Source organism: Listeria sp. MAN/IMW/UF555, from assembly GCF_058684075.1.
On sequence record NZ_JBZWZS010000001.1, the window covers coordinates 349,789 to 376,782 of the forward strand.

31 protein-coding genes and 1 riboswitch are annotated in these 26,994 nt (G+C 35.9%); of the genes, 13 read left to right on the forward strand and 18 right to left on the reverse strand.

All coding sequences use genetic code 11. The annotated features are described in order from the left end of the window. Positions 1 to 112: 112 nt before the first annotated feature. A complete protein-coding gene (gene efp, locus AC4PG8_RS01665) occupies positions 113 to 670 on the reverse strand; it encodes an elongation factor P (RefSeq protein WP_003722482.1) in 558 nt (185 codons plus the stop codon). Positions 671 to 772: 102 nt separating this feature from the next. Beyond that, entirely contained in the window at positions 773 to 1,834 is a 1,062-nt protein-coding gene (locus AC4PG8_RS01670; protein ID WP_003766779.1) for a M24 family metallopeptidase, read from the reverse strand. A 179-nt stretch (positions 1,835 to 2,013) separates the two neighbouring features. On the opposite strand from AC4PG8_RS01670, the gene AC4PG8_RS01675 reads away from it, so the two are divergent. The 3 genes from AC4PG8_RS01675 (at position 2,014) to AC4PG8_RS01685 (ending at position 3,707) form a co-directional block, all read left to right on the forward strand. Continuing rightward, complete coding sequence (locus tag AC4PG8_RS01675) at positions 2,014 to 2,979, forward strand: DUF1385 domain-containing protein (protein WP_003766778.1); 966 nt, start codon at positions 2,014 to 2,016, stop codon at positions 2,977 to 2,979. 13 nt (positions 2,980 to 2,992) lie between these two features. Then, positions 2,993 to 3,265, forward strand: a complete 273-nt coding sequence (locus AC4PG8_RS01680; protein ID WP_045554143.1) for a hypothetical protein — start codon at positions 2,993 to 2,995, stop codon at positions 3,263 to 3,265. A gap of 61 nt (positions 3,266 to 3,326) precedes the next feature. Next, positions 3,327 to 3,707 carry a rhodanese-like domain-containing protein gene (locus AC4PG8_RS01685; RefSeq protein ID WP_003762099.1) on the forward strand — a complete coding sequence of 127 codons (381 nt, stop codon included), beginning with the start codon at positions 3,327 to 3,329 and terminating at the stop codon, positions 3,705 to 3,707. Positions 3,708 to 3,747: 40 nt separating this feature from the next. On the opposite strand, the gene gcvPB is transcribed toward AC4PG8_RS01685, so the two are convergent. From gcvPB to gcvT, 3 genes are read right to left on the reverse strand one after another with little or no spacing between them, the layout of a single operon-like run. Next, positions 3,748 to 5,214 carry an aminomethyl-transferring glycine dehydrogenase subunit GcvPB gene (gene gcvPB / locus AC4PG8_RS01690; protein ID WP_185539947.1) on the reverse strand — a complete coding sequence of 489 codons (1,467 nt, stop codon included), beginning with the start codon at positions 5,212 to 5,214 and terminating at the stop codon, positions 3,748 to 3,750. Then, positions 5,211 to 6,557 (reverse strand): aminomethyl-transferring glycine dehydrogenase subunit GcvPA, encoded by a 1,347-nt coding sequence (gene gcvPA / locus AC4PG8_RS01695; RefSeq protein ID WP_003766769.1) that lies wholly within the window; start codon positions 6,555 to 6,557, stop codon positions 5,211 to 5,213. The genes gcvPB and gcvPA overlap by 4 nt, the downstream gene beginning before the upstream one ends. A gap of 15 nt (positions 6,558 to 6,572) precedes the next feature. After that, complete coding sequence (gene gcvT / locus AC4PG8_RS01700; protein WP_185539948.1) at positions 6,573 to 7,661, reverse strand: glycine cleavage system aminomethyltransferase GcvT; 1,089 nt, start codon at positions 7,659 to 7,661, stop codon at positions 6,573 to 6,575. 83 nt (positions 7,662 to 7,744) lie between these two features. Beyond that, positions 7,745 to 7,836, reverse strand: a riboswitch (glycine riboswitch). A 365-nt stretch (positions 7,837 to 8,201) separates the two neighbouring features. On the opposite strand from gcvT, the gene comGA reads away from it, so the two are divergent. From comGA to AC4PG8_RS01735, 7 genes are read left to right on the forward strand one after another with little or no spacing between them, the layout of a single operon-like run. Beyond that, positions 8,202 to 9,224 (forward strand): competence type IV pilus ATPase ComGA, encoded by a 1,023-nt coding sequence (gene comGA / locus AC4PG8_RS01705; RefSeq protein WP_045553017.1) that lies wholly within the window; start codon positions 8,202 to 8,204, stop codon positions 9,222 to 9,224. Continuing rightward, positions 9,202 to 10,233 (forward strand): competence type IV pilus assembly protein ComGB, encoded by a 1,032-nt coding sequence (comGB, locus tag AC4PG8_RS01710; protein ID WP_492169958.1) that lies wholly within the window; start codon positions 9,202 to 9,204, stop codon positions 10,231 to 10,233. Before comGA ends, comGB begins: the two co-directional genes overlap by 23 nt. Positions 10,234 to 10,246: 13 nt before the next feature. Further along, the gene (gene comGC / locus AC4PG8_RS01715; RefSeq protein ID WP_003771709.1) at positions 10,247 to 10,570 is read left to right on the forward strand and encodes a competence type IV pilus major pilin ComGC; all 324 of its coding nucleotides are present in this window, start codon (positions 10,247 to 10,249) and stop codon (positions 10,568 to 10,570) included. Continuing rightward, on the forward strand, positions 10,567 to 10,989 hold the full coding sequence (gene comGD / locus AC4PG8_RS01720; RefSeq protein WP_185539950.1) for a competence type IV pilus minor pilin ComGD: 423 nt from the start codon (positions 10,567 to 10,569) through the stop codon (positions 10,987 to 10,989). The genes comGC and comGD overlap by 4 nt, the downstream gene beginning before the upstream one ends. After that, entirely contained in the window at positions 10,982 to 11,266 is a 285-nt protein-coding gene (gene comGE, locus AC4PG8_RS01725; RefSeq protein WP_160463878.1) for a competence type IV pilus minor pilin ComGE, read from the forward strand. Before comGD ends, comGE begins: the two co-directional genes overlap by 8 nt. Continuing rightward, positions 11,229 to 11,693, forward strand: a complete 465-nt coding sequence (gene comGF, locus AC4PG8_RS01730) for a competence type IV pilus minor pilin ComGF (RefSeq protein ID WP_160463879.1) — start codon at positions 11,229 to 11,231, stop codon at positions 11,691 to 11,693. The genes comGE and comGF overlap by 38 nt, the downstream gene beginning before the upstream one ends. Continuing rightward, positions 11,693 to 12,010 (forward strand): hypothetical protein, encoded by a 318-nt coding sequence (locus AC4PG8_RS01735; RefSeq protein WP_045554138.1) that lies wholly within the window; start codon positions 11,693 to 11,695, stop codon positions 12,008 to 12,010. The genes comGF and AC4PG8_RS01735 overlap by 1 nt, the downstream gene beginning before the upstream one ends. 15 nt (positions 12,011 to 12,025) lie before the next feature. Here AC4PG8_RS01735 and AC4PG8_RS01740 read toward each other — a convergent pair whose 3' ends face one another. The 6 genes from AC4PG8_RS01740 to rpmG all read right to left on the reverse strand — a co-directional run bounded on the left by AC4PG8_RS01740 (position 12,026) and on the right by rpmG (position 16,848). Then, positions 12,026 to 13,117, reverse strand: coding sequence for a YqgU-like beta propeller domain-containing protein (locus AC4PG8_RS01740; RefSeq protein WP_045554137.1), 1,092 nt, complete (start codon positions 13,115 to 13,117; stop codon positions 12,026 to 12,028). A gap of 131 nt (positions 13,118 to 13,248) precedes the next feature. Further along, complete coding sequence (locus AC4PG8_RS01745; RefSeq protein ID WP_003762078.1) at positions 13,249 to 14,217, reverse strand: ROK family glucokinase; 969 nt, start codon at positions 14,215 to 14,217, stop codon at positions 13,249 to 13,251. A 24-nt stretch (positions 14,218 to 14,241) separates the two neighbouring features. Beyond that, positions 14,242 to 14,454 carry a YqgQ family protein gene (locus tag AC4PG8_RS01750; protein ID WP_003762076.1) on the reverse strand — a complete coding sequence of 71 codons (213 nt, stop codon included), beginning with the start codon at positions 14,452 to 14,454 and terminating at the stop codon, positions 14,242 to 14,244. 12 nt (positions 14,455 to 14,466) lie between these two features. Beyond that, entirely contained in the window at positions 14,467 to 16,005 is a 1,539-nt protein-coding gene (locus tag AC4PG8_RS01755) for a rhomboid family intramembrane serine protease (RefSeq protein ID WP_003766750.1), read from the reverse strand. Positions 16,006 to 16,103: 98 nt separating this feature from the next. Beyond that, positions 16,104 to 16,643: a 5-formyltetrahydrofolate cyclo-ligase gene (locus AC4PG8_RS01760; RefSeq protein WP_003762069.1), complete on the reverse strand. Its 540-nt coding sequence runs from the start codon at positions 16,641 to 16,643 to the stop codon at positions 16,104 to 16,106. A 55-nt stretch (positions 16,644 to 16,698) separates the two neighbouring features. Next, the gene (gene rpmG, locus AC4PG8_RS01765) at positions 16,699 to 16,848 is read right to left on the reverse strand and encodes a 50S ribosomal protein L33 (RefSeq protein WP_003719608.1); all 150 of its coding nucleotides are present in this window, start codon (positions 16,846 to 16,848) and stop codon (positions 16,699 to 16,701) included. Positions 16,849 to 17,045: 197 nt separating this feature from the next. Between rpmG and AC4PG8_RS01770 the strand changes: the two genes are divergently transcribed. From AC4PG8_RS01770 to rsgA, 3 genes are all read left to right on the forward strand, one after another. Continuing rightward, positions 17,046 to 17,402, forward strand: a complete 357-nt coding sequence (locus AC4PG8_RS01770) for a hypothetical protein (RefSeq protein ID WP_010991501.1) — start codon at positions 17,046 to 17,048, stop codon at positions 17,400 to 17,402. Positions 17,403 to 17,429: 27 nt separating this feature from the next. Next, positions 17,430 to 17,909, forward strand: a complete 480-nt coding sequence (locus AC4PG8_RS01775; protein ID WP_003762065.1) for an endolytic transglycosylase MltG — start codon at positions 17,430 to 17,432, stop codon at positions 17,907 to 17,909. 163 nt (positions 17,910 to 18,072) lie between these two features. Next, complete coding sequence (rsgA, locus tag AC4PG8_RS01780) at positions 18,073 to 19,113, forward strand: ribosome small subunit-dependent GTPase A (protein WP_185539953.1); 1,041 nt, start codon at positions 18,073 to 18,075, stop codon at positions 19,111 to 19,113. 41 nt (positions 19,114 to 19,154) lie between these two features. Here the strand turns inward: rsgA and pnp are convergent, their stop codons facing one another. The 7 genes from pnp to infB all read right to left on the reverse strand — a co-directional run bounded on the left by pnp (position 19,155) and on the right by infB (position 26,989). Continuing rightward, positions 19,155 to 21,326: a polyribonucleotide nucleotidyltransferase gene (gene pnp / locus AC4PG8_RS01785; protein ID WP_003771683.1), complete on the reverse strand. Its 2,172-nt coding sequence runs from the start codon at positions 21,324 to 21,326 to the stop codon at positions 19,155 to 19,157. A 246-nt stretch (positions 21,327 to 21,572) separates the two neighbouring features. Then, positions 21,573 to 21,842, reverse strand: a complete 270-nt coding sequence (gene rpsO, locus AC4PG8_RS01790) for a 30S ribosomal protein S15 (RefSeq protein WP_003719603.1) — start codon at positions 21,840 to 21,842, stop codon at positions 21,573 to 21,575. A gap of 136 nt (positions 21,843 to 21,978) precedes the next feature. After that, positions 21,979 to 22,923, reverse strand: coding sequence for a bifunctional riboflavin kinase/FAD synthetase (locus tag AC4PG8_RS01795; protein WP_185510282.1), 945 nt, complete (start codon positions 22,921 to 22,923; stop codon positions 21,979 to 21,981). Positions 22,924 to 22,994: 71 nt separating this feature from the next. Further along, a complete protein-coding gene (gene truB / locus AC4PG8_RS01800; protein WP_185504870.1) occupies positions 22,995 to 23,909 on the reverse strand; it encodes a tRNA pseudouridine(55) synthase TruB in 915 nt (304 codons plus the stop codon). Positions 23,910 to 24,005: 96 nt separating this feature from the next. After that, positions 24,006 to 24,350 carry a 30S ribosome-binding factor RbfA gene (gene rbfA, locus AC4PG8_RS01805; RefSeq protein ID WP_003719600.1) on the reverse strand — a complete coding sequence of 115 codons (345 nt, stop codon included), beginning with the start codon at positions 24,348 to 24,350 and terminating at the stop codon, positions 24,006 to 24,008. A gap of 15 nt (positions 24,351 to 24,365) precedes the next feature. Then, positions 24,366 to 24,644: a DUF503 domain-containing protein gene (locus AC4PG8_RS01810; RefSeq protein ID WP_003762053.1), complete on the reverse strand. Its 279-nt coding sequence runs from the start codon at positions 24,642 to 24,644 to the stop codon at positions 24,366 to 24,368. Further along, positions 24,641 to 26,989, reverse strand: a complete 2,349-nt coding sequence (gene infB / locus AC4PG8_RS01815; protein ID WP_003771674.1) for a translation initiation factor IF-2 — start codon at positions 26,987 to 26,989, stop codon at positions 24,641 to 24,643. The genes AC4PG8_RS01810 and infB overlap by 4 nt, the downstream gene beginning before the upstream one ends. Positions 26,990 to 26,994: the final 5 nt, after the last annotated feature.

Sequence of the window (26,994 nt, forward strand, 5' to 3'; positions counted from 1 at the left end):
CACGCATTGTCCTTATTGTACCATACTTTTTATTCAAAAGGTGTACAGGAAGCGCTAGCAAATAGAAAAAACAGCTGAAGAATTAACTCCAGCTGTAACGAACTCTTCTTTCTTACGCCCGAGAAACATATGCCGCTTCGGTTGTATTAATTACTAGTTTATCTCCTTCATTAACGAAAAATGGCACTTGGACAACAAGACCAGTTTCAAGAGTGGCTGGTTTAGAACCACCTGAAGAAGTATCACCTTTAATTCCAGGATCAGTTGCAGTAACAACTAATTCTACTGTATTAGGTAAATCAATACCAATTGTTTCGCCTTGATACATGATAATATTAATTTCCATATTTTCTTTTAAGAATTTAAGCTCATGAGCAATTTGGTCTTCTGGAAGCTCAATTTGTTCATAAGACTCATTATCCATGAATACATGATTTGTACCATCAGCGTATAAGTAAGCCATTTTACGATTATCAATTTGTGCTTTTGCAACTTTTTCGCCACCACGGAATGTTTTTTCTTGGATTGCACCTGTACGAAGATTACGTAATTTGGAACGAACGAATGCTGCTCCTTTTCCGGGTTTTACATGTTGGAAATCTAGCACACGCCAAATACCATTATCTACTTCTATTGTTAACCCTGTTTTAAAGTCATTTACTGAAATCATGTTTTTCCTCCTGTAATTTGCAAAGTATCTTTATTTGGAGCATATTAAAACTGCTCATTCTTCCTTATTTAACCATAAAACACACAAAGTTACAAAGGAATTTTATAAAATAATTAATTCTTTTGGTGAATGAATTAAAATCTCATTACCAGTTTCTGTAATTAAAAGATCGTCTTCAATTCTAACCCCGCCGATTCCTGGCAAATAAATTCCTGGTTCATCTGTAACAACGTGACCAACTTCTAATTTTTGAGGGCTTTTGAATGATAAATTAGGTCCTTCGTGAATTTCTAATCCAATCCCGTGACCTAATGAATGTCCAAATGCATCGCCATAACCAAAGGAAGCAATATAATCACGTGCAATGGCATCTGCTTCAATTCCAGTCATACCTGGTTTTAAGCTATCAATTACTTTTAATTGCGCATCTAAAGTGATTTGATAAATTTCTTTTAATTTTTCAGCAGGTTCACCGACAGCAATTGTTCTTGTCATATCAGAGCAATAACCGTCATAGTAACAACCGTAATCCATCGTTACAAAGTCGCCAACCTCAATTTTTTTATCAGAAGCAACACCATGCGGAAGTGCAGAGCGAACACCTGAAGCAACAATTGTATCAAACGAAGATGATGTAGCTCCAGCACGTCTCATAAAGAATTCTAGTTCATTGGATACTTCAATTTCTGCCATTCCTGGTTTAATGAACTTAATAATATGCGCAAATGCAGCATCTGCAATGTCACAAGCTGTCCGAATAGCTTTCAATTCGCTCGCTGTTTTTACTTTACGCATTTCTTCAAAAAATCCAGTAAGAGGAATTAATTGACGATTAAACACGCGTTCCATTTGTTTAAATTCTGATACCGTTACATAATCCGCTTCGAAATGCAGTGTTTTTGTATCATTTTTAATTAGCAAATCTTCTACTGTATCAAAAATCGGTCCTTCATGTTTAACAATTTCGTATCCCTCAGCTTGTTTAGCCGCTTGTTCTGTATATCTGAAATCTGTTACAAAATATGCTTTTTCAGGCAAAATGAGTGCTACACCACTAGTTCCAGTGAAACCTGAGACATACCTTCTATTAAATTCACTTGTAACAAGAACCGCTTCAATCTTTTCCTTGCCAAGTGTTTCTTGAATTTTAGTTAATTTAGACATTTTTATTCCCCCACTTTTATTAAATTTTAAGCCTGCAAAAATCGCATTATTAAACGCGTTCGAAACTATTTTATCACAATTTAGAAAAAATAACTTTTTTTAGACGTTTTGCGCTATACGAAAAACAGTTTTTAGCGTAAAATAACATATTAGTAAACATGAATAGGCTGGTGAAAAGTTTGAGCAAACAAAACGTGCCATCATATGGTGGACAGGCTGTTGTAGAAGGCGTCATGTTTGGCGGCAGAAAACAAACAGTTACAGCTGTTAGACGTATAGATGGTTCATTAGAATATTTTTATTTAGAAAAACATAGCCCAGTTTGGGTCATGCGTATGAAGAAAATTCCTTTTTTAAGAGGTATTGTTGCTTTAATTGAATCTAGTGCTATCGGTTCCAAACACCTCGCTTTTGCGACAGACCGATATGATGAGGATCCAAATAACCCTGTTGAAGAAGAAAAAATCGAGAAGAAAGAATCGAAAATTGCGATGTGGTTAGGTGTTGCGGTAATCGGTATCTTATCTTTCGTTTTTGCTAAATTTGTGATGACGTTAATTCCGGTCTTTTTAGCAGAGTTATTTCGCCCTATCGTTCCAGGCGACACAGCACAAGTGTTTTTAGAGAGTTTTTTCAAATTGATTCTGCTATTAACTTATATTTTTGCAGTTTCTCAGACTCCAATTATTAAACGGGTTTTTCAATATCATGGATCTGAACATAAAGTCATTAACTGTTACGAAGAAAATTTACCTTTAACAGTGGAAAATGTTCAAAAGCAGTCACGACTTCATTACCGCTGTGGTAGTAGTTTTATTTTATTTACAGTTATTGTTGGTATGTTTATTTATTTGCTAGTTCCAACTGACCCACTTTGGCTTCGGGTTGTCGACCGGATTTTACTTATTCCAGTTGTACTAGGTGTAGCATTTGAAGTTTTACAATTAACCAATAAATGCCGAAATATCCCAGTGCTTAAATATTTAGGTGTTCCTGGACTGTGGCTTCAACTTCTTACAACTAAAGAACCGTCCGATGATCAAGTAGAAGTTGCCATTGCGTCATTCAACGAACTTTTACGTGTTGAAAAAGAAGGCGCTCCAGTTGATGCGGCTGAACCGGAGAATCTGGAACTTTTAGAATAGGAGTTGATTCATAGTGAAGAAATATCCTCTTATTGTTATTATTTTACTCGCACTGGTTGGTATTGGGCTTTTAATGGGTGGTTTTAAATCATTTTTCATATTAATAATTTCTGTTTTAATTGGTACACTTATTTTCACCCTACTTCTAAGACTTTTTGCTAATAGGAAAACAGATACAAATTACCAAAAAGCAGTGAAACAATCAAAGAATTTACATGATCCGAAGAAAAAAACGAAGAAAAAACGAAAATCTTCTTTTAAAGTGATTGATGGCGGCAAAAAATAAGTTATAATAGAAAAGGATGCTTTAAAAAAAGCAGTTTTCAGGATGAAAGGGGTTTACACAATTGATTAGTTGGATTATAGCAATTATCATTCTGGTTATTCTTTTAGGATACGAAATTTACCAGTTTGTAATGCGACGTAAAGCACTAAAAGTTTTAACAGAAGAAGAATTTAAAAAAGGTTATCGTAAAGCACAGTTAATTGATGTTCGCGAGCCAAATGAATTCGATGCTGGACATATTCTCGGAGCTAGAAATATCCCAGTTACACAAATGAAAAATCGGACAACAGAGATTCGTCAAGATTTACCGGTTTACTTATACTGCCAAACAGCACAACGTAGTAACCGCGCAGCTATTATGCTGTATAAACGTGGTTATAAAGATGTTTATCAGCTTAAAGGCGGCTATCGTAAATGGACAGGTAAAACAAAATCTAAATAAGAAAAAGCCTTGCCGTGAGATCCATGGCAAGGCTTCTTTTTTATACTTCTTTTTGATAACGTAACACTGGTTTTCTGGCAGCTCTTGTTTCGTCCAGTCGTTTCACATATGTGCTATGCGGCGCTTCTTGAACGATTTCAGGATTTTCTTCCGCTTCTTTAGCAATTTTCAGCATTGTATCAATAAAGAAATCCAGTGTTTCCTTCGATTCTGTTTCAGTCGGTTCAATCATAATTGCTTCACCAACAATTAATGGGAAGTAGACAGTTGGTGGGTGGAAATTATGATCTAGTAAGCGTTTTGCAATATCAACTGTACGGACGCCAAGTTTCTTCTGTCTATTACCACTTAAAACAAATTCATGTTTGCAAACTTGGTCAAATGGTAAATCATAAGCGTCTTGTAATTTGCGCATCATATAATTGGCATTTAAAACAGCGTATTCTGTCACTAATTTCAAACCATCAGGCCCCATAGTGCGAATATAAGTATAAGCGCGCACATTAATGCCAAAGTTACCATAATACGGCTTCACTCGCCCAATTGAATCAGGATAATTATAATCAAATGTGTAAACATCTTCCTTTTTCGTAAGGACTGGCGTTGGTAAGAATGGAATTAACTCTTTTTTAACACCAATTGGCCCCGAACCAGGTCCACCGCCGCCGTGAGGACCAGTGAATGTTTTATGCAAGTTTAAATGTACTACGTCAAAGCCCATATCTCCTGGTCTAACTTTTGCCATGATTGCATTTAAGTTGGCACCATCGTAGTATAATTTTCCTCCAGCTGCATGGACAATTTCTGCCATTTCAACAATATCTTTTTCAAAAAGACCTAATGTATTTGGATTTGTAAGCATTAGTGCAGCTGTATCCTCACCTACTACTTTTTTCAAATCAGCAACATCGACAAGCCCTTTTTCATTGGATTTAACTGTAACGACATCAAAGCCAGCGACTGCCGCAGAGGCCGGATTGGTACCGTGCGCGGAGTCCGGAATGATTACTTTCGTACGTTTTGTATCACCATTTTTTTCATGGAAAGCACGAATTAACATTAAGCCAGTCCACTCACCGTGCGCCCCAGCAGCTGGTTGTAACGTTACTTCATCCATTCCAGTAATTTCAACTAAACTTGTTTGTAAATCATAAAGCAGCTCTAACGCACCTTGGACAGAACTTTCTGGTTGGTTAGGATGAATATTGGCGAAACCGGGGAATCTAGCTACTTTTTCATTAATTTTCGGATTATATTTCATCGTACAAGACCCAAGCGGATAAAAACCAGAGTCTACACCAAAATTATGGTTGGACAAATTGGTATAATGACGCATAATTTCCAGTTCACTGAGTTCAGGTAAATCTGCTGGTGTGGAACGAAGATATGCTTCATCAAAATAGTCACCTGCATTTGTTTCGGGAACATCACTTTCTGGCAAACTAAAACCAATTCTTCCTGGAATAGAGCGTTCAAAGACTAATGGCATTGTTTCTTCTAAATTCATTTTACACCCTCCAAGCTTGCCACAAAGGCATCAATTTCTTCTTTTGTACGCATCTCTGTGACAGCTACAAGCATATGTTGTTCGTATTTAGCATCATAAAAACCGAGGTCATAACCACCAATAATGCCTTCATCTAGAAGCGATTCATTTACTTCTTTAATTGGTTTAGAAAGCTTAACAACAAATTCATTGAAAAAACCATCAGAAAATAATACTTCAAAGCCATTTTCGCGGAATTTTTGTTTAGCATAATGAGATTTATCAAGATTTTGTTTCGCCATCTCTACTAGCCCAGTTTTTCCAAGTGTCGCCATAGCAACTGAAGAAGCTAATGCATTTAAAGCTTGGTTTGAACAAATATTGGAAGTAGCTTTATCGCGGCGAATATGTTGTTCGCGTGCTTGCAATGTTAGGACGTAACCACGTTTCCCATTTTCATCTACCGTTTCCCCGACTAAACGTCCAGGAACTTTACGCATTAATTTATTTGTTACCGCAAAGAAACCACAGTGCGGTCCACCAAATGATTCTGGAATACCAAACACTTGAGAGTCACCAACAACAATATCCGCGCCAAATTCTCCTGGTGGCGTTAGTAAGCCAAGAGATAGCGGGTTACTTGAAACAAGAAGTAAAGAATTATTTTCATGAACCAATTTTTCTAATTCTGCTAAAGGTTCTACTTGTCCATAAAAGTTCGGATATTGTACAACAAACCCTGCAATATCATCGGAAAGAGCTTTTTTTAGTACGTCTATATCCGTTTTGCCATCCACTTCAGGAATAACTTCAACTTCAATATGTTGACCTGTAGCGTAGGTTTTTAGGACATTAATGCTTTCTGGATGAACCGCTCCTGAAATAAGGATTTTTTTGCGTTTAGTATGTCCGCTTGCTAACATCGCTGCTTCGGCAAGAGCTGTTCCACCATCATACATGGAGGAATTCGCTAAATCCATTCCAGTTAATTCTGCAATCATCGTTTGGAATTCAAAAATCGCCTGTAGCTCCCCTTGCGAAATCTCTGGCTGATAAGGCGTATAAGCTGTATAGAATTCTGAACGAGAAATAACGTGGTCTACCACAGTTGGAATATAGTGACTATATACACCAGCTCCTAAAAAGGATGCATATTCTGAAGTATTGGCATTTTTAGAGGCAAGTTTAGATAATTCTCGTAACAACGCCGGTTCTGATTTTGCCGGTTTTAAATCATAATCTCGCTTAAATCTAATTTTTTCTGGAATATCTTGAAATAAGTCATCAATCGACTTAACCCCTATCACTTCAAGCATTTCCTTCTCATCTTGTTCCGTCATTGGTAAATAACGATGTTTTGCCATATTATTTCCTCCTTTTTACTTTGCGCGTTTATAAAATGGTGTTGGTACTACTTTTGCTTTTACTTTCTTATTTCGAATTCCGACTTCTAGTTCTTGGTCTAATTCAGTATAAGCAGCATCTATTAATGCCAAACCGATATTTGTGCCAAGAGTTGGAGATTGGGTGCCAGAAGTGATAACTCCAATTTCTTTATCATTTAGAAATACTGGATAGTCGTGACGCGGTATGCCTCGCTCAATCAATTCAATCCCAACTAATTTTCTCGTTAGTCCCGCTTCTTTTTGCTTGATAAGTGCTTGTTTTCCGATAAAATCTGCTTCTTTTTTTAATTTCACTGCAAAATTAAGGCCGGCTTCAAGCGGAGTAATATCTTTACTCAATTCTTGACCATAAAGCGCAAGAACTGCTTCTAGACGTAGCGTATCACGAGCTCCAAGACCGATTGGCGCTACACCTTCAGCCAAGATTGCCTCGAATACTTTTCCAGCATCCGCACTTTGCATGTATATTTCAAAACCATCTTCTCCAGTGTATCCACTTCTCGATATAATTGTTTTCACTCCGGCAACATCAGCATCTTCTATAAAACCAAAGAAACTTATAGAGCTTAAGTCCGCATCTGTTAATTTAGAAAGGATTTTTTCTGCATTTGGTCCCTGTAAAGCTAACTGTCCAAACTCCGAAGAGACATTTTTAACTGTAACATCCCCAACAATATTTTGAACCATCCACTCAAAATCTTTTTCTGTATTTGCCGCATTGACGACAAGTATGTATTCGGTTTCTGATTTCTTATAAACAACTAAATCATCTACTGTTCCGCCTGTTTCATAGCACATAATATTATATTGCGCTTTCCCTATTTTTATTTTCTCTATGTCGTTAGATAACAAATACTGTAAATAAGAAGTACTGTCAGGGCCTTCCACCAAAATTTCGCCCATATGGGACACGTCAAATAACCCTGCATCAGTTCGCACGGCCTCATGTTCTGCTTTTATTCCAGCAAATTGTACTGGTAAATCCCATCCGCCAAAATCAATGGTTTTCGCACCATATTTTGCATATAGTGGATGAATCGGTGTTTTAAGTAATTCCGTCATTATTATATCCTCCTTTTTCACATAACAAAAAGGCTTATATAGTTCATAAGCCCTGTCGTTACATAAAAATGACTCCAGAGTTGCGTCCCGTAAACATCCTTTTGCCTGAGAGTTTCACATAACTTATGCTTTCCCCGTCGGCGCTGCTTTTCACAGTCTCTCTGTTTACATTCACCCGCTAATTCTATTATGTATCTGCCTTTTCTATAGCTTATCACGAGTTGTATTGTTCGGCAAATAATTAGTTTTATTCCTAAAAAATTCTTATTTTAATAGCTTCGTTCGGAATGTAAGGGCTTTATCTTGATTTAAAGTTCTTATTATACGCTTGTTACATTACGCACAAAGATTGTGAAAATATATTAAATGTGAAAAAAGTTTTTTCTATGGGCTGAGATACACTAAAAAGATTTTTTAATAAAGCATTTTCTATCATCTGACTCTTTTTAACTAAGAAAATCGCTTTTTAGTTTTTGTGAAAAATCGTATAACAAAGGATTTTAGACACAGTTGTAGAATATGACTTGTAAGGAGGTTGTTATGCCACAAAAACTAATGGATCATATTACATCTCAAGCACTTCGGGTTAATGCAAGCGATATTCATATCCACCCTTTAAGGAACCGTTATTTGCTTCGTCTCCGGGTCAATGGAACGCTAATACCACTTCTCTATCTTTCCTTCGATGTTGGAGAAAAGCTAATATCATTTCTCAAATTTCAAGCTGCTCTAGATATAAGCGAAAAACGAAAGCCTCAATCTGGTAGCTACGAGAAAGAAACTAAATCTGAAAAAATAGCTTTAAGGCTTTCTACCATGCCTAATAAAGACTTTCACGAGAGTATGGTAATTCGTATTTTCCGCTATAAATACCCAATCCCTTTTTTAAAGTCTTGTCTATTTCCTAAGGTAGCTAAACAAATTTTACAACTATGTAATAACCAAACAGGATTGTTTCTTTTTTCAGGGAGCACCGGTAGCGGAAAATCAAGTTCCATGTATAGTTTAGTTTCCTCTATAGAAAATAAAACTGAACTTCAAGTAATTACAATTGAAGATCCTGTTGAGCACTATTCTCCTGGTTTTCTCCAAGTGGAAATTAATGAAAAAGCTAATATCACTTATGCCCCCGTTGTTCGTTCTGTTCTTCGCCATGACCCTGATATTCTTATAGTTGGAGAAATTCGCGACTTTGAAACAGCAAAAATTGTAGTACGTGCTGCTCTAACAGGTCATTTGGTATTTAGCACTGTTCATGCTGGTGATACTTATGGAGTTTTATTAAGATTGCTTGAATTTGGCGTTAGCAAAGAAGAATTAGCTCAATGTTTACTTGGTATTAGTTTTCAACAATTATCCCATTTATATTGTGTCTATTGTGGTTCAAAGTGCCATCCACTTTGTAGCCATTTACAGCGAAAAAGAACAGCTATTTATGAAGTAATCACTAAAAAAGATATACAAAATTATTTTAATTCAAGTTATCAACAAAACAAACCTAAATATACATTAGATGCAATTTATCAGAAAGGGGTTGCTTATGGCTTTTTTTCACCGGATTAATTGGAAAGACGATGGCGAATTTTTAATAAGAATTGCTAGTTTACTTGATAAAGGCTTTTCGCTGGAGTCAGCTATTAGTTATTTAAGCATCACCACTCCTAAACATAGCGAGCGATATAGGCAAATTATCGCTTCCCTTGCAGTTGGCAACTCTTTTTCTTATGCCCTTAGACAAAGCGAGTTTCCAGAGTTTATTTGCTCTCAACTTCATTACGCCTCTAATCATGGTTTTTTTATTCAAACAATCCAAGAAACAGGTATTCATATGAAAAGAAAAGCTGAAGAAAAAAACGCCTTAATGAAAACATTTCAATATCCACTAGTTTTATTTTCAACAGTTATTGTAGTATTTTTCTTGCTTCGAATATTTCTTTTACCAAAATTCGAACTTTTATTTTCGCAACTTGCAAGTAATGGTTCACTTGGCACTAATTTCACTTATTTTTTGCTTGAAAAAATGCCGATTATATTAGGTGCTATTTTGCTCACTCTCTTTCTATTTGTTGGTTTTATTATTAGAAAGCAAAATAAAAAATCAGCTTATGAACGCGCTTATTTTTATTGTCGTGTCCCTTATATAAAACAGTTCGTCAAAATCCATTATTCGCAATATTTTTCACGAGAAATAGGTTACCTATTAAAAAGCGGCCTTTCTATTTCTCATGTTATGCAATTGTTTGCGCGAGATGACTCCCCGGCTTTTATTCGTTCGATAGCCAAGCATATTATTCCTTCACTTGAAGCCGGTTTATCTTTAACAAACGCATTAGAAAAAATGCCTATTTTTGAAAAAGAACTATATTACATTGCTATACATGGAGAAAAAAATGGTAATTTAGCAGAAGAATTTTTATTCTATTACAATTTATGCCATCAAAAAGTATTACAAAAAACAGAAAAACTATTTTCATTTATCCAACCAATTGTTTTTATAATTATCGGAGTTTTAATCATATCGATTTATTTATCAATTTTATATCCAATGTTTTCCATGGTAAATCAAATTTAGAGGAGGAGTTCTAATGTATAAATTCAAAATAGACTGGAAAGATGATCGAGGCTTTACCTTAGTAGAAATGCTCATCGTTCTTTTAGTTGTCAGCGTATTATTACTTCTAACCATTCCAAATATCGTTACACAAAGTAAATCTATTAATAACAAAGGTTGCGAGGCTTTTATTTCGATGGTTCAAGGACAAGTTCAATCATACCAGCTAGACAAAAATTCGATACCGTCAGTAAATGACTTAGTTAGTGGTGGTTATTTGAAATCCACTCAAAAATCTTGTCCTAATGGAAAAAGCATTAAAATAGACAGTTCAGGAAATGTTTCTGAGAATAAATGAAAAAGAACGCCTTCACTTTACTAGAAATGTTACTCGTCTTATCCATTAGTCTCACTATGATTACCCTAACTATTTATCCCATTTCAAACACTATTTCTGCACTTACAGAGAAACAACTATTAGAGGAAGTAAAAGCCGCTATTTACCTTGCCCAAATAAATGCTATAACATCAAAACAAGATACTACCATTTCTTTTATTCCTAGTGAAAATCAATTCATTGCGACTTATAACAATCAACCACTTATCACTATTCCATTTGGAAATACTTTAAGTTTACAACAAACCAAAATTGAGAATTATCGTTTTTCTAGTCTAGATGCTACTATCAATCGTTTTTCTACGATTCATCTTTCAGGAATAAATAAAAAGTATAAGATTATATTCCAAATTGGGAAAGGACGTTTTCGAGTTGAATAAGGTTAATGGATTCTCATTAGTAGAAAGTATGGTTTCTTTACTGCTTTTCTCTATTGTATGTAGTTTTTTGTTACCAATTTCTATGACTATTTTTCAAAAGCTAGATCAGCAGAAAGAAATTAGCCAACTATATCAACAAATTTTCGAACACAGCGAGCTACTACGTTTTAGAAGTGTTCCAGTTATTTTCGATGATGAGCAAATAAAAAGCTTTTATTATCAAGGAGGTATCCAAGTTTGTGCAAAAACTAATACAATTGAAAAATGTACATTATAAAAAGAGCACATCAGCCTTCACTTTGCTTGAAACAATTCTATCGATCACCATCGTTTTAAGTATCAGCTCTCTTATTCCATTATTTTTCGAATGTTATCATAAAACTATCCAGCTTAGTAATTTAGATCAAACAAGTGAATGGCAATTATTTTTGGTACAAACTCGGTTAGAATTAGAAAAAGCAACAAATATACAAGTGAATCCAGAAAAACTATCTTTCAAAGTAAATGATAATCTCGTTACTTATTCAAAATACAATAACATTCTACGGCGGCAAGTAAACGGTAAAGGACATGAGCCTTTATTACACAAAGTAACTAACTGGCAAATTACCAATGAGGAAAACCAGCTTATTTTAAAAGTTACTTTTTCCAATAATAAGTTCTATACTTCCAAATTCCCTCTGACGAAAGCGAATGAATTCTAATGAAAAATAATGGATTTACGCTCCCGTTTATACTTTTTATAGCGTTGATTACAATATTAATTGTGACAGGTAGCGCTTCAATTTTTAAGACTCAAATTCAATATGAAAAACAACTTCAAAACTATTATTTAGCATCTGCAGAGTTGAATTTAGCACTGTTAGTAGCAAAAGATGATTCGATGTTAGCCAACCAACTTAACATAAAATACGGTAGCTCAATAATAAAATGTCAATCAACTGACGATACTTTATCTAGCTTTAACTGCAACATCACCCTAGAAAATGGTTATACGCTAACAAAAACAACGAACCCATAAGCAAGAGTTCGTTGTTTAAAAAGATTTAGTTGGTGTATTGATTAAATTATACATTTTGCCAGTTTTTGTATCAATAACCTTATCAAATAGATAACCATAGAGCACTAAGTCTCCTGTTTCATACGATAAAATAGGTTGATTATCCATTAATTCGAGTACCGTTGTTTCTTTTTTGTTCGTCGGATCAACTTTTACCAATTTATATTCATGTGGCCCACTGCTTATTTTTTGACTCTTATAAGGTACGAAAGTTAAAAAAGTATTTTTATCAAAATTTATATCAAAATACGGGATAAAAGTTCCTAATTCATCATACTCTCTTGCTGAATCATAAGAGAAAAAATTTTGAAAACCTATTGTTCTAAAAACATACAATAATTTTTCATTCGAAGATTTCTCAATCGTAAGTAAAACATTATCATGTACAGCAAATTGCATTATATTAGCAACAATTAAACTTTTAGTGGCATTATCTCTAATATCTTGTAAATATAAGTTCCCTAATTCATCATCTGGTTTATCTTTATTATTTGAAATAACCAAATTATCACCATACCAAGAGATAAACGGAGATACTAAATCTACATTATCAACTTGATTAGTTGTATAATCCCAGTTCTCAATATGAAAATTCCACTGAGGACTATAAGTCACAAACATTATTTTTTCAGGCGATTCATCATTCCAATAGAAAGTTGTCGTTAGCGGTTTAGTATCTCTAGACGCCACTATTGATCCATCATTTAAGGCGATGATTCGCATGGTTGCTTTTTTGTCTGACTCAGCAGAATAAAGCAAAATATTTCGATAATCCGGACTAATTTGGACTTCTGAAATAGATTCATTTGTATTAAAGATAGCACGCTTTTTTTCATTATAAATATCTAATTCTTCAAAGTAGGTTGTCCCATGCTTTTTGGTTTGTAACAAGACAGTATCTTTTGACAACCAGCCAACAACACGTTGGAATTCTTTTGTTTTAATTTGAACACCCTGAACTTCTTTTGCAGTCTTTTTTGGCGTTTCTTTTTCCTCTGAGCAACCAAAAGAGATAAAAACCAAGCCCATTAACAAGGTAATTAGCAAAAAAGCTTTTGATTTTTTCATCTCTGGCCTCCAATCTCTCTATGCTAGAATTTTACCCTTTTCATAGTAAGCTAAAACAATGAGTGATAGAAAGATCATCTTAAGTAAGATAAGCTACAATAATGGAGTGTTATTGTAGCTTATAAAAATTATTAATCTTCAACTGGTAATGCTAACCAAGCAGCACCTATTATCCCAGCGTCATTCCCTTTTGTCGCAATGGATAATTTAGTGGATTCTTTAACTGCTGGAAATACCATTGTCTCAAAATAATTTCTGACAGGTGTTAAAAGTTGATCTCCTGCTGCTGAAACTCCCCCGCCGATAATGATTTTTTCAGGATTTAACATGTTACCGATGTGACTAAGTGCTAGGGCCAAATAGAAAGAGATTTTATCAATCGTTTCATTTGCTAATTTATCATTTTCTGCACCTAATTCAAAAATTAATTTAGAAGTAATAGTTTCTTGTTTATTGATGGCTTCTTTAAGTGCTGATTCACCAGTAAATTCTTTTGCTAGGTCTTTTGCTACACGCACAATACCAGTTGCGGAAGCTACAGTTTCTAAACAACCTTTTTTACCGCAAGTACAATCATAGCCATTTTCTGGAACAACTGTTACGTGACCGATTTCACCTGCTGCGCCACGAATTCCGTGAAGAATTTTACCTTCTGCAAAGATTCCACCGCCGACGCCTGTTCCAAGTGTTACAAATACAACATTCGCACCACCTTCACCAGCACCTTTCCAGCGTTCACCTAGTGCTGCAACATTCGCATCATTATCTAATTCTATTTTTAAACCAGTAATTTTTTCTAAGTCTTCGCTAACATTTTGTTCTTCGGCCCAGCCAAGGTTATATGCACCTTTAACTGTTCCTGTTTCATAATTTACTGTTCCTGGAGTTCCCATTCCAATACCGTAAAAAATGTCATTGTCCAGCTGTAAGTCAGTTAATTTTTGATTAATAGAGTCACCGATGTCTTTTACAATATGAGCACCTTTATCCTCAATATTTGTATCGATAGTCCATTTTTCTTCAATGTCGCCTTCTTTTGTTAAAATAGCTAATTTTGCAGTTGTCCCGCCTAAATCTACACCAATCAATTTTTTGTTCATTCTGCTGTTCTCCTTATAATCAATTTAATTTAAACTACTATTTTTTCGTTGTTCTTTGATTAATTCTTGTTTCAATATACTGCGAGCTCTAGCAAAAACTTCTCTATCTAAAATATTATGCTTAAAAAGTTCTGTGACTTCATATTCCATCATTTCGATGTCATATTGTCGCTTTCCTAAATAAACAATTATGCCATGCTTTCGTAATAATTGAGCAACATCATAAACTGTTTTCACATTAAAAACCTCTTATTCTTTGCTTTTTTCTAACTCATCATAATAAGAATCAAAAAACGGATTACTGGATAATTGTTTAGCAGTATCGGCTTCTTTAAGGGCGCCCTCTATATTCCCTTGTACTCTATAACAAAAAGATAAATAATAATGGGCTTCTGGGATGTCATTATCCAGACTAATTGCTTCGTTCGCCATATCTTCTGCCTTATCTATTTGCTTATTTTGTAAAGCAATAGATGATGCATAAGTATAAGAATAGCCATCAGCACTTCCGCTTTCAATTAAATTATCTATAATTTTTGTAGCTTCTTCTTTGTTATGTTCTTGCAAATATTGTTGAACTGCTATATTGGCTGGCATGGGATCATAAGGCTGTTCCCCTTTTTGGAAACCAAAATATAAAAAGAGGATAGCTACTGCAACAAGGGATACTCCATAAGCAAGTCTACGCCAATGGAAAAATTGTTTTGGTAATGATAATGCTCCTGCGAGTAAAAATCCGCCAACTAATCCACCAATGTGACCAGCAATATCAATTTGCGTAGAGAAGACATCTATCAGTAGATTAATCGCTACTAAGGAAGCAATACTTGTTCCAATTGTTTTCGCATAAAGATTTGGTTTTAATACAACTAAATATAATAGTGCACCCATTACAGCAAAAACTGCCGTGCTAGCTCCAACGGATAAATTCATATTTAACGCAAAGCTTGCTATGTTACCACAAATACCACCTAAAAGAAGTATAAGAATATATCGCCATTTACCATAAATACGCTCTGCCCAGGCACCAACAATATAGAGCATTACTGCATTGGATGCAAGATGAATTAGACCGCTATGGAGAAAAATTGGTGAAATAAAGCGCCACCATTCCCCGGCATAAATAAGTGGGTTGAATTTCCCGCCCCATTTAATTAAGTTAAAAGTATCTGTTGAGCCACCTTGGAAGGTAACCCATAGAAATGCTGCAACTATAAGTCCAATAAATGAATACGTGACAATTGGTTTAGAATTTCTAGCTACTTTTTGTTCTTCATTTACTTTAGTAGTAATATAAGTGATTACTTGCTCACGTTCTTTTGCTACCATTTCTTTTGTTATTTCATTAGGAAGAATAAATGCTTCTTCTGGTACATCTAGTTTTTTTATAAGTAATTCAAGGTGCTCCTGCATCTGCTCGTTTGCAAGTAATATATTTTCTAATTTCACTTTTTCATTTGGAGACGCAATGGTTTGTCCAAAAAAAGGCGAAATGTCACCCATAGGCTCAAATGGAGTTATATATATATTAACAAGAGGCAATTTTAAGCGTCCCATTTGCTTACGAAGGTTTTCAGTTACATGTAATGTGTGGGTCACATCACGTTCCACCACATTTGCCCAACTTAATTCTTTCATCTGAATACGGATGACTGGTCTTTTTTTCTGGCTGGTATTTTCTAACCAAAGTTCTTGTTTCTCCTCATGAAGATGGATCAAACGGTATTTTTCAACACCCAAGAAATAGTTAGTTAGGCGCCAGAAGACATATTGTTCTTGGAAGCTCAAAAAATTCCCTGCTTTCATTACAAATTATATTTACTACTATACGCAAAAAAAGGGGCGTTGTAAACAATCCACCCTATTTTCTATAGAATTATTTTTATCTATCCTTCAATAAGAATAGAAACAGGTTTATCATGGCTTTCTGGAGTGAATTCTATTTGTTGCTCATATAAACACAAAGAGACTGTTTCTCCTTTAAAATCGGCTAAAAATCTATCATAGAAGCCGCCGCCAAAACCTATTCTAAAATGCGCTTTATTAAAAACAACTCCTGGAACTATTAATAAGTCAATTGCATCTTTATCGACTGTTTCTGCTAACTCATGAGGCTCTAAAATACCAAATTTTGTTTTAATAAGCGGATGACTAGAATCCATTTTTTTAAATTCCATTTTTCTACTTGGGTAAAATGTTTTTGGAATTAAAACGGTCTTTCCTTCTTTTTTCGCTTGAAGTATTATTGTTTCCGTTTCAATCTCTGGATGTCTTGCTAGTGTAATCCCGATTACTTTTGCTTGATTCCACTCTGGTAATAGAAATAGTTTTTCTGCAAGTTTAATAGAACGTTCTCGGTGTTCTACTTTATCAATAGTGTTTAAATTACGCAAAACTTTCTCTCGAATAAGGTGTTTGTCTGCCATCTTGACTTCCCCCTTTTTTATAATAAAAAAAGCAACAGAATGGAGATCCTGCTGCTTACTTAGTTTCGCGGTGTAAAGTTACACGGCGCAATCTTGGACAATATTTTTTTAATTCAATACGTTCCGGATTTTCACGCTTATTTTTAGTAGTGATATAATTACGATCACCGCATTCAGTGCATTCTAAAGTAATATTAACGCGCATTATTTTTCCCTCCAACTCCGACTGACGAATTTATTTACTAAACCTGTATAATAATATCATTTTTACACAGTTGTTGCAAGGACTCTATGCATTTTCTTTTTATTTTCTTTACAAAACCTTATTTCGGATGGTGTTTTATGTTAAATTATGCTATAACTAGTAGTAGAGTTTATGGAAGAGAGGTGTTTATAAAACCCATGACCACAGTCATAATTATCTTATTAATTGCTGCTATTGCGCTGTTTGTCATTTCATTTTTACAAAAAGGCGATAATAAGCAATTAGAAAAAGAACTGGAAGATGTTGCTGCTCAGTGGATGCAAGAAAACTTTGAATTAAAACAACGTGTCTCTGAATTAGAAAAAGCAATGAAAATGGATGCCCCTACCGTTGAGGTTGAGCAAGTTCCTGAAAGTCCAAAAGTTCGCGAATTGATGAAAAAACAAGTGATTACCCTTTATACTTCTGGAATCGTAACTTCAGAAATTGCTGAACAGTCATCCCTACCTAAAGAAGAAGTAGAAAAAATCATTGAAGAATATTTAAAACATTGATTTAAATTTTAAAGGAGGAGCCTATCTGTGAAGAAAAACTTACGGATGTTGGCGCTAGGTTTCTTAATTTCTGCCGTTGTCTTACTGGTTTATAATCAGTTTTTCTCAACTCAGACCAAAGCAGATGAAACTAAAGTCACATCAAAAAAAACTGGTTCTGATGAAAACTCAAAAACATGGAAAAGCAAATACGAAAAATTATTAGCTCAACAAGAATTAGATAAACAAGCAGAAGCGGACGCAAAGAAAAAAGCCGAAGAAGCTGCTAAAAAGAAAGCTGAAGAAGCTAAAAAAGTAAAAAGCTATACATTAACGATTTCTAGAGGAGATCCCTCTTCCAAAGCTGGCGACGAACTTGAAGCAAATGGTATCGTTAAAAGTTCTTCAGAGTTCGATAAATACTTAAGAGATAATAATTATGAAAAATACATTCGTGACGGTAGTTATACGCTCAAGAGTGACATGGATTATGAAAAAATCGCAAAAATCTTGACACATAAAGATTAATTATTAAAAAAGGAAATGAGTCTAGAACTTATTTCCTTTTTTTGTTATTATTTAAGAAAGAAAGGATGATGAGATATGGAAAATGTAAAAATGAAAAACCTCATAAATAATACGGGGGTATTTTACCTATAGAATGCTCCCGACTTACAAAGGAGCGAAACAATTGATACTTGAAAAATATGGTTTTACAAGTTTTTTTGAAGAACAAAAAATTGCTGCCACTTCTTCATACGGGAGAGTTACAGCGGTATTTAGATATTTTTATCGTGTTATAACGGAAAATGGGGAATTTTTAGCCACGCTTAAACGAGGAAATTTTTACGAATTATCCCCTTCTAATTTGCCAGCTGTCGGTGACTTTGTCGAAGTAAGCAATGAGAAACAAATTTTATCTGTATTACAAAGGAAAACAATTTTTTCTCGAATGACTAAGGATTCAGAGGAACAATTAATTGCCGCAAATTTTGATTATGCGCTTATTGTTATGAGTTTGAACCATGATTTTAATTTAAATAGGCTAGAACGTTATTTAACGGTTGCTTGGGATAGTGGTGCTACGCCAATTATCATTTTAACAAAAGCAGATTTAGTTGATGACCTTACGCCCTTCACTATGGAGCTCGAAACGGTCGCTTATGGCGTTCCTACTTATTATGTAGATAATTTATCGCACCGTGGTTTTGAAGCTCTGGAGGCTGATTTGAAGCCAAATAGCACCCTCGTTTTACTCGGATCATCCGGGGTTGGTAAATCCTCCTTTATTAATAGTCTTGCAGGAGCGGATCTGATGAAAACTTCGGAGATTCGCGAGGATGACAGTAAAGGAAAGCATACAACGACTCATAGAGAAATGCACTTGCTTGCTAATGGTTGGATTATTATTGATACGCCTGGTATGCGTGAATTCGGGATTGGTTTAAATCAAGCTGGTCTAGAAACTACATTTTCTGACGTAGAAGAATTAAGTAAAGATTGTCGTTTTCACGATTGTTCTCATACAAGTGAGCCTGGCTGTGCGGTTCAGGAAGCATTAGCAGATGGGACGCTTTCGCTAAAACATTATGAAAATTGGCAGAAATTACAACGTGAAATGGCTTATCATGCTCGAAAAAACAGCCCTGCTTTAGCCAGACAAGAACGGGATCGCTGGAAAACGATTCAAAAATCACTTCGAACACATTTAAAAACACGACCAAAAAGATAATAAAAAAAGCAAGTAGTTTTTAACTACTTGCTTTTTTGCTATTATTTAGATTCTGGTTTTTTTGTTTTAGGGTAGAATTTTTTCTCTGCTTGAGGTTTTTTGTCGCCTTCTGGTTGTTCTTTTTTCTCTAGCAATGCTTTACGTGATAAGTTAACGCGGCCTTGGTGGTCTACTTCGATAACTTTAACCGTTACTTCATCGCCAAGTTTTAAGATGTCTTCCACTTTACCAACACGTTCATGTGCTAATTCAGAAATATGAACTAAACCATCTGTACCTTTGAATAATTCAACAAACGCGCCAAATTTTTCGATACGACGAACTTTACCAGTGTAAACTTCTCCAACTTCTACTTCACGAACGATGTCTTCGATGATAGCAATTGCTTTACGGTTCATCGCTTGATCTTGTGAAGCAATGTAAACTGTACCATCTTGTTCAATATCAATTTTTACGCCTGTTTCTTCAATGATTGCATTGATTTGTTTTCCACCAGGTCCAATAACATCTTTAATTTTTTCTGGTTTGATATTAAGCGTAATAATTTTTGGAGCATACGCAGAAAGTTCTTCACGAGGTTCGCTAATTGTACTTGTTAAGTGTTCTAGAATATGCAAGCGACCTTCTTTTGCTTGTGTTAATGCTTCGTCTAAAATTTGACGACTTAAGCCATCAATTTTGATGTCCATTTGAAGTGCTGTAATACCATCTTTTGTTCCAGCAACTTTGAAGTCCATATCGCCAAAGTGATCTTCCATACCTTGAATATCAGAAAGGATTGTGTAGTCATCACCAAGTTTTACAAGACCCATTGCGATACCAGCAACTGGCGCTTTAATTGGAACACCAGCATCAAGCATTGCAAGTGTAGATCCACAAATACTTGCTTGAGAACTAGAACCGTTCGATTCAAGAACTTCTGATACTAGACGGATTGTGTACGGGAATTCCTCTTCGGAAGGAATAACATATTGTAATGCACGTTCACCTAACGCACCATGACCGATTTCACGACGACCCGGGGCACGACGAGGACCAGTTTCCCCAACACTGAATTGCGGGAAGTTATAATGGTGCATGAATCGTTTATATTCTTCTGTGCCTAAACCGTCAATGATTTGGTGTTCACGAAGCGGCGCTAATGTACATACGCTTAAAGCTTGTGTTTGACCACGAGTGAATAAACCTGAACCATGGACACGTGGAAGCATGCCAACTTCAGAAGAAAGTGGACGGATTTCATTTACTTTACGACCATCTGGACGGATTTTATCTTGAGAAATTAAACGACGCATTTCGTCTTTTTCAATCATTTCAAGAATATGAGCTACTTCACCAAGAATTTCTGCTTCATTTTCTAATTCTTTTGCTTTATAGCTTTCTAAAATTTCTTCTTTTACTTCTTCAATTGCAGCTTCACGAGCTTTTTTCTCTTCTGTTTTGATAGCTGCTTTCATTTTACCTTCACTTGCTGCTTTTACTTCTGCTTCAAGTTCAGGATCGCTTACGAAAAGTTCGATTTCGCGTTTTTCTTTACCAACTGCAGCGATGATTTGTTGTTGGAATTCACAAAGGCGTTTAATTTCTTCATGTCCAAACATAATTGCTTCAAGCATTGCTTCTTCTGAAACTTCTTTTGCTCCAGCTTCTACCATGTTGATTGCATCATAAGTTCCTGCAACAGTTAAGCTAATATCACTTTTTTCTGCTTGTTCAATAGTTGGGTTAATAACGTATTTTCCGTCAATACGGCCAACATCAACACCAGCGATTGGTCCTTCAAATGGAATATCAGAAATAACTAATGCAACAGAAGATCCAAGCATTGCTGCCATTTCTGGAGAACAATCTTGATCCACACTGAATACAGTAGAAGTAATTTGAACTTCATTACGGAAACCTTCTGCAAATAATGGACGGATTGGACGGTCAATTAGGCGCGCTGTTAATGTTGCACGGTCACTTGGACGTCCTTCACGTTTTAAGAATCCACCGGGAACTTTACCCACGGAATACATTTTTTCTTCATAGTTAACTGTTAATGGGAAAAAGTCGCCAGGACGTGGTTTTTTTGAACCAACTGCAGCTGTTAAAACGACAGTATCGCCGTAACGAATTAAGGCTGCTCCACTTGCTTGTTTTGCTAATTGACCTACTTCGACAGATAATGTCTTACCTGCCCATTCTGTTGAAAATACTTGTTTTTCAGACATATTTTAATCTCCTTTGATTAGGAAAAACACGAACCAGAAACTTTACCATGCATAAGAATGTTCACGCACACTTTAGATTTTCTAAAGCACACATGAATCCAAAAACCTGCTAAAAATAGCGATTTTTGAAGCACGTTTTTGGATTCATGCGATAAAGTTTCATTTCTTCGGCGTGTTTTCCAAAATTTAGTATAGTTAATACTCAAAAAAAGCGGGAACTTTTGGTATCCCGCTTTCGTCTGGTTTTTATCGACGTAAACCTAAACGTTTGATAAGTTCGCGGTAACGTTGAACATCTTTTTTACGTAGGTAAGTTAATAGGTTACGACGGTGACCTACCATTTTCATTAATCCACGGTAAGAGTGATGATCTTTTTTGTGTACGCGAACGTGTTCATTTAAGCTATTGATTTCAGCAGTTAATACAGCGATTTGTACTTCTGGTGAACCAGTATCTGTATCATGGACACGGTACTCTGCAATAATTTCATTTTTGCGTTCTTGAGTTAAAGCCATTTCTTTCCACCTCCTTCTAAAATATCCCCGATTACTGAGCCAAGCGTCGGTGAGTCGCAAAAGCCAAGTAATGGTTCTGTTCGTACAGATTTAAAGATACACTATTTAGGCTCCAAAAGCAAGCAGAAATAGTCGTTTAATCATCTAAATTGTCAAAAAAAGCTCTTGTATCTTGCTCGTCTTTTTCTAATTGTGCAATCAAGCCTTCTACACCATTAAATTTAAGTTCAGGACGGAAAAATTGGTACCATTCTATTTCCGCTTCTTCGCCGTAAATTTCGCGGTGGAAATCTAAAATATAAACCTCAATAGACAACGCTTGGTCATCTTTAAAAGTAATGTTATAACCAATGCTCGCCATACCAAGATGCGTTTCACCGTTCACGCGGAATTTCACTGCATAGACACCAAGCTTTGGAATCAAATAATCTTCATTAACAAGAATGTTTGCTGTCGGGAATCCAATAGTTCTGCCGCGTTTATCACCATGAATAACAGTTCCTTTTGTTGTATAAGGATAGCCTAGTAATTGGTTTGCTTCTTCCAGTTCGCCTTCTGTAATTGCTCGGCGAATGTTAGTTGAACTTATTTTATCACTAGCAGCTGTTTGTTTATCCACAATAGTTACTTCAAAACGAGCATTTGCGTAGTTTTCTAATTCCGTCATTTTTCCTTCGCCTTTTTTTCCATACGAATAGTCGAAACCAGCTACAACATGTTCTACATTTAATGCAACGAGGTATTTATCAACAAACGCTTGGGGGGACAGCTCTGAAAACTGTGTAGTAAAGCGAACTACATACATTATATCAACGCCAAGTTCAGCCATTTTTTCTGCTTTATCTTCGAGTGGCGTTAAATATTTCACTTGTTTCCGAATATTGCTTAAAACGACAGATGGGTGAGGATCAAACGTCAATACTGCTGTTTGAAGCCCTTTTTCTTCAGCAATCTGTTTCGCTTGTTTAATGACTGCTTGATGACCTAAATGAACCCCATCAAAGAACCCAAGTGCCATTACTTTTTTTACGTCAGTCCATTCATCCGTTGTAATTGGATGATGTAAGTATATCGTCTTCATTTTTTTGCCACTTCTCCTCTAAATTCGAATTCCTCTAATATCATAATATAAGAAAGTTGCAGTCGCAATTACTATGCTTGTTGTAACTCAATGACTTTTTCTGGTTTAAAGAGATCTTTTTTCTCCGGGTGCGGTTTATAAATTGCCGTTAATTTCTCTTGAAAAATAAGTGCGACACGAGGTTCGTTTTCAACTGTTTGGAATAAAGATTTTGGTAATAATACGCCGTTTAAAACTTTTGCGTGTATTTCTTCATCTATTTCTAGTTTTGCCATTGATTCAATGCCTTTTTCAAGCGGATATAAAAAATCAGTATCATTTGCTTGCATCTTTTCATCAATTTCTGCCAGGGTTAGACAATCTTCTTTTTTGAAAAAGCCGCTACGGGTCCGTTCTAGTTTGGACATATGGGCTGGATACCCCAGCAATTCGCCGATCATGACAGCTAATGTGCGGATATATGTTCCTTTACCACATGAAATTTCTAATTTAAAAGTCGGATTTGATTCAGTTAGCGGAGTGACGCCATCTAAACGGACTAATGAATAAATATCCACTTGTCTGGATGGTCGTTCTATCTCTATTCCTGCTCTTGCATATTCATACAACTTCTTACCGTTAACCTTTACGGCTGAAAACATCGGTGGAATTTGTGTGATTTTTCCGGTCAGCTTTGTAAGGGCAGCTTGAAGTTCTTCTGCTGAAATTTCGGCTAATCCCTTCGTTGCAACAGTTTCGCCCGTGGCATCTTCTGTTGTTGTGGATTTACCTAATGTTATTTCAGCTACATATACTTTCCCTTCATCTGTCACATATTCCGCCAATTTTGTTGCACGACCGATACAAATTGGGAGAACGCCTTCCACTTCTGGATCAAGAGTACCGGTATGGCCGACTTTTTTTGTATGTAAAATTTTTCTTAATTTAAAAACGCAATCATGACTTGTCATTCCGCGTTCTTTCCACAGTGGGATAATGCCGTTCATCTAGCTCCTCCTTCTAAGAAAAAAAGTTTAAGACAATTCTCCACTTACATCCCGTTTGAATGAGAAGATAAAGGGATTGCCTTAAACTTTTATTTATTATTGATCGTTATTTAAGTCACGAAGCAATTCATCGATTCGATTTCCGTAAGCGATGGAATTATCTATTTCAAAAGACATTTCTGGAACTTTACGAAGTCGAATACGGCGACCGATTTCAGAGCGGATAAAGCCATGCGCTTTCGCAAGTGCGAGTAACGTATTTTCTTTTTCCTTATCGGTACCAAGAATGGAAATGAACACCTTAGCTTCTTGTAAGTCCCCAGTAACATCTACTCCCGTTACAGTAACAAAACCTAAGCGAGGGTCTTTGATTTTACGATTTAAAATATCGCCCAATTCTTTTTTCATTTGTTCACTGACACGATTTGCTCGTACGTTCAATTGTATTCACCTCTTTTATAACTTCTCCATTACTGTCTCAGCTCGCTCCCACTCTGGAAAAGAATCTAGAAAAGCAAGTACTTCTCTAGCTTCTTTTTCAGCTTGGATATGCGAGGCGGATACAACAGCAAAGCTAATTTCAGTTCGCTGCCATAAATCCTGATAATCTGTTTCTGCAATGGAGATATTAAATTTTTGCTTTGTTCTCGTTAAAATTCGTTGCAGTATAGCGCGTTTTTCTTTAAGGTTTTGTGGTTCCTGCATGAAAAATTCACTAATTACTGATTGAATCATTTTCTTTCAATTTCTTCCATAACGTATGCTTCGATTACATCGTCTTCTTTAATATCGTTGAAGTTTTGAACTGTAATACCACATTCGTAACCTTTTGCTACTTCTTTAGCATCATCTTTAAAGCGTTTAAGTGTTGCAATTTCGCCTTCAAAAACAACGATTCCGTCACGGATAATACGAACGCCACTATCACGAGTTATTTTACCATCTGTTACGTAACAGCCGGCAATTGTACCCACTTTAGAAACATTGATTGTTTGACGAACTTGCGCTTGACCAATAATTTTTTCTTGGAATTCTGGGTCAAGCATACCTTTCATCGCTGCTTCAATTTCATCAATTGCTTTATAAATAACACGGTGTAGACGAATATCTACACTTTCGTTTTCTGCTGCTTCACGAGCTTGTGTAGTTGGACGAACGTTAAATCCAATAATAATTGCATTAGAAGCTGCAGCTAAAGTAATATCTGATTCATTGATCGCACCAACGGCAGTATGAATGATTTTAACGTTAACGCCTTCTACGTCAATTTTGCGAAGTGACGCAGCAAGAGCCTCTACAGAACCTTGAACGTCTGCTTTAATAATAACGTTAACTTCTTTCATTTCGCCAGCTTTCATATGTTCAAATAAGTTATCTAAACTTACGCGGTTTGTTGCTGAACGTTGAGCTACAAGTGCGCGACTTGCGCGAGTTTCCCCGATGTTTCTTGCTGTTTTTTCATCTTCAAAAACAACGAAGCGATCGCCAGCTTGTGGAACATCATTTAATCCAGTGATTTCAACTGGTGTACTAGGTCCAACTTTTTTCACGCGGCGGCCTAGGTCATTAACCATGGCACGAACACGACCAAAAGTATTCCCTACAACGATTGGATCCCCGATATTAAGCGTTCCATCTTGTACTAGTAAAGTCGCAACTGGACCACGACCTTTATCAAGTTCTGCTTCAATAACAGAACCAATTGCACGACGATCTGGATTTGCTTTTAATTCTTCTACTTCAGAAACAAGTAAAATCATATCTAACAAGTTCTCAAGACCTTCACCAAATTTAGCTGAGATTGGTGCGAAAATTGTATCGCCGCCCCAAGCTTCTGGAACTAATTCATACTCCGTTAATTCTTGCATTACGCGGTCTGGATTTGCTTGTGGTTTATCAATTTTATTAACAGCAACAATAATCGGCATTCCCGCAGCTTTCGCGTGGTTGATTGCTTCAATTGTTTGTGGCATAACGCCATCATCTGCTGCTACAACTAAAATCGTAATATCAGTAATTTGCGCACCACGAGCACGCATTGCTGTAAACGCAGCATGTCCTGGTGTATCAAGGAAAGTAATTTTTTTATCGTGAATTTCTAGTTGATAAGCACCAATATGTTGTGTGATACCACCAGCTTCTCCTAAAGTAACTTTTGTATTACGAAGGGAATCTAGTAAAGTTGTTTTACCATGGTCAACGTGACCCATAATCGTAACAACTGGTGGGCGTTCAACAAGTTTAGACTCGTCAACAGCTTCATTTAGTTCATTTTCAAAGTAAACATCTAAGTCTGTTACATCGACTTTGATTTCTTCTTCTACTTGCACACCGTAATCATCACAAATTAATTCGATTGCATCTTTATCTAATGATTGGTTAATTGTTGCAACAACACCAAGCATAAATAGTTTTTTGATTAGTTCAGATGGTTCTCTATATAATTTTTTAGCTAATTCCGCTACTGTTAGAGATTCGCTGAAAACGATTTTTTCAGGAAGTTCTTTTGGTTTCGGCGGCGTTGGTGGTACTGTACTGTGGTTTAATTTACCTTTTTTCTTCGTGTTACGGCCCTTATTGTTAAAATTGCCGCCACGATTCGGACGATTGTTGCCGCCTGGACGGTTTGGATTGCCGCCGCCTGGACGATTACTGTTGTTATTGTTGTTGCGTTTTTGTCCGCCAGCTGGTTGCTTATTGCCGCTTGATTGTGTCTGATTACTTGTGTTTGCTGGTTTATTTGTCGCTGGTTTTGCACCTTGGCTTTTGTTTGCAGTTGCTGGTTTATTAGCTTGTCCTGCTGGTTTATTTGGTTTATTCGACTTTTCATTACTATTTGTCATATTTGGTTTGTTTGGCCCCTTACTATTTCCATTTTCGTTGCTAGTAGTTTCTTTCTTGGGTGCTTCGGCTTTTTTATTTGTACCATCGATAGCATTGTCTAATTGTCTTAACGCATTTTCATTAATAGTGGACATATGGTTTGCCACTTCAATACCTAAGTCTTTTAATGCTTCAATGACTTTTTTACTTGATACTTGATGTTCTTTTGCATATTCATATACACGAACTTTACTCATGTCGT

Bases quoted from the DNA above. Each gene is read 5' to 3' on its own strand.
- gcvPB (WP_185539947.1), bottom strand. From the start codon at position 5,214: ATGAATTTAGAAGAAACAATGCCATTAGTCTTTGAACGCTCTATTCCA.
- efp (WP_003722482.1), bottom strand. From the start codon at position 670: ATGATTTCAGTAAATGACTTTAAAACAGGGTTAACAATAGAAGTAGAT.
- AC4PG8_RS01810 (WP_003762053.1), bottom strand. From the start codon at position 24,644: ATGATTCAATCAGTAATTAGTGAATTTTTCATGCAGGAACCACAAAAC.
- comGC (WP_003771709.1), top strand. From the start codon at position 10,247: ATGTATAAATTCAAAATAGACTGGAAAGATGATCGAGGCTTTACCTTA.
- AC4PG8_RS01740 (WP_045554137.1), bottom strand. From the start codon at position 13,117: ATGAAAAAATCAAAAGCTTTTTTGCTAATTACCTTGTTAATGGGCTTG.
- AC4PG8_RS01745 (WP_003762078.1), bottom strand. From the start codon at position 14,217: ATGAACAAAAAATTGATTGGTGTAGATTTAGGCGGGACAACTGCAAAA.
- gcvPA (WP_003766769.1), bottom strand. From the start codon at position 6,557: ATGGCAAAACATCGTTATTTACCAATGACGGAACAAGATGAGAAGGAA.
- rpsO (WP_003719603.1), bottom strand. From the start codon at position 21,842: ATGGCTTTAACTCAAGAACGCAAAAATGAAATTATTGCAGAGTACCGT.
- infB (WP_003771674.1), bottom strand. From the start codon at position 26,989: ATGAGTAAAGTTCGTGTATATGAATATGCAAAAGAACATCAAGTATCA.
- AC4PG8_RS01670 (WP_003766779.1), bottom strand. From the start codon at position 1,834: ATGTCTAAATTAACTAAAATTCAAGAAACACTTGGCAAGGAAAAGATT.
- AC4PG8_RS01760 (WP_003762069.1), bottom strand. From the start codon at position 16,643: ATGGCAGACAAACACCTTATTCGAGAGAAAGTTTTGCGTAATTTAAAC.
- gcvT (WP_185539948.1), bottom strand. From the start codon at position 7,661: ATGACGGAATTACTTAAAACACCGATTCATCCACTATATGCAAAATAT.
- comGD (WP_185539950.1), top strand. From the start codon at position 10,567: ATGAAAAAGAACGCCTTCACTTTACTAGAAATGTTACTCGTCTTATCC.
- pnp (WP_003771683.1), bottom strand. From the start codon at position 21,326: ATGTCTGAAAAACAAGTATTTTCAACAGAATGGGCAGGTAAGACATTA.
- comGA (WP_045553017.1), top strand. From the start codon at position 8,202: ATGCCACAAAAACTAATGGATCATATTACATCTCAAGCACTTCGGGTT.
- AC4PG8_RS01770 (WP_010991501.1), top strand. From the start codon at position 17,046: ATGACCACAGTCATAATTATCTTATTAATTGCTGCTATTGCGCTGTTT.
- comGB (WP_492169958.1), top strand. From the start codon at position 9,202: ATGGCTTTTTTTCACCGGATTAATTGGAAAGACGATGGCGAATTTTTA.
- AC4PG8_RS01795 (WP_185510282.1), bottom strand. From the start codon at position 22,923: ATGAAGACGATATACTTACATCATCCAATTACAACGGATGAATGGACT.
- truB (WP_185504870.1), bottom strand. From the start codon at position 23,909: ATGAACGGCATTATCCCACTGTGGAAAGAACGCGGAATGACAAGTCAT.
- rpmG (WP_003719608.1), bottom strand. From the start codon at position 16,848: ATGCGCGTTAATATTACTTTAGAATGCACTGAATGCGGTGATCGTAAT.
- AC4PG8_RS01735 (WP_045554138.1), top strand. From the start codon at position 11,693: ATGAAAAATAATGGATTTACGCTCCCGTTTATACTTTTTATAGCGTTG.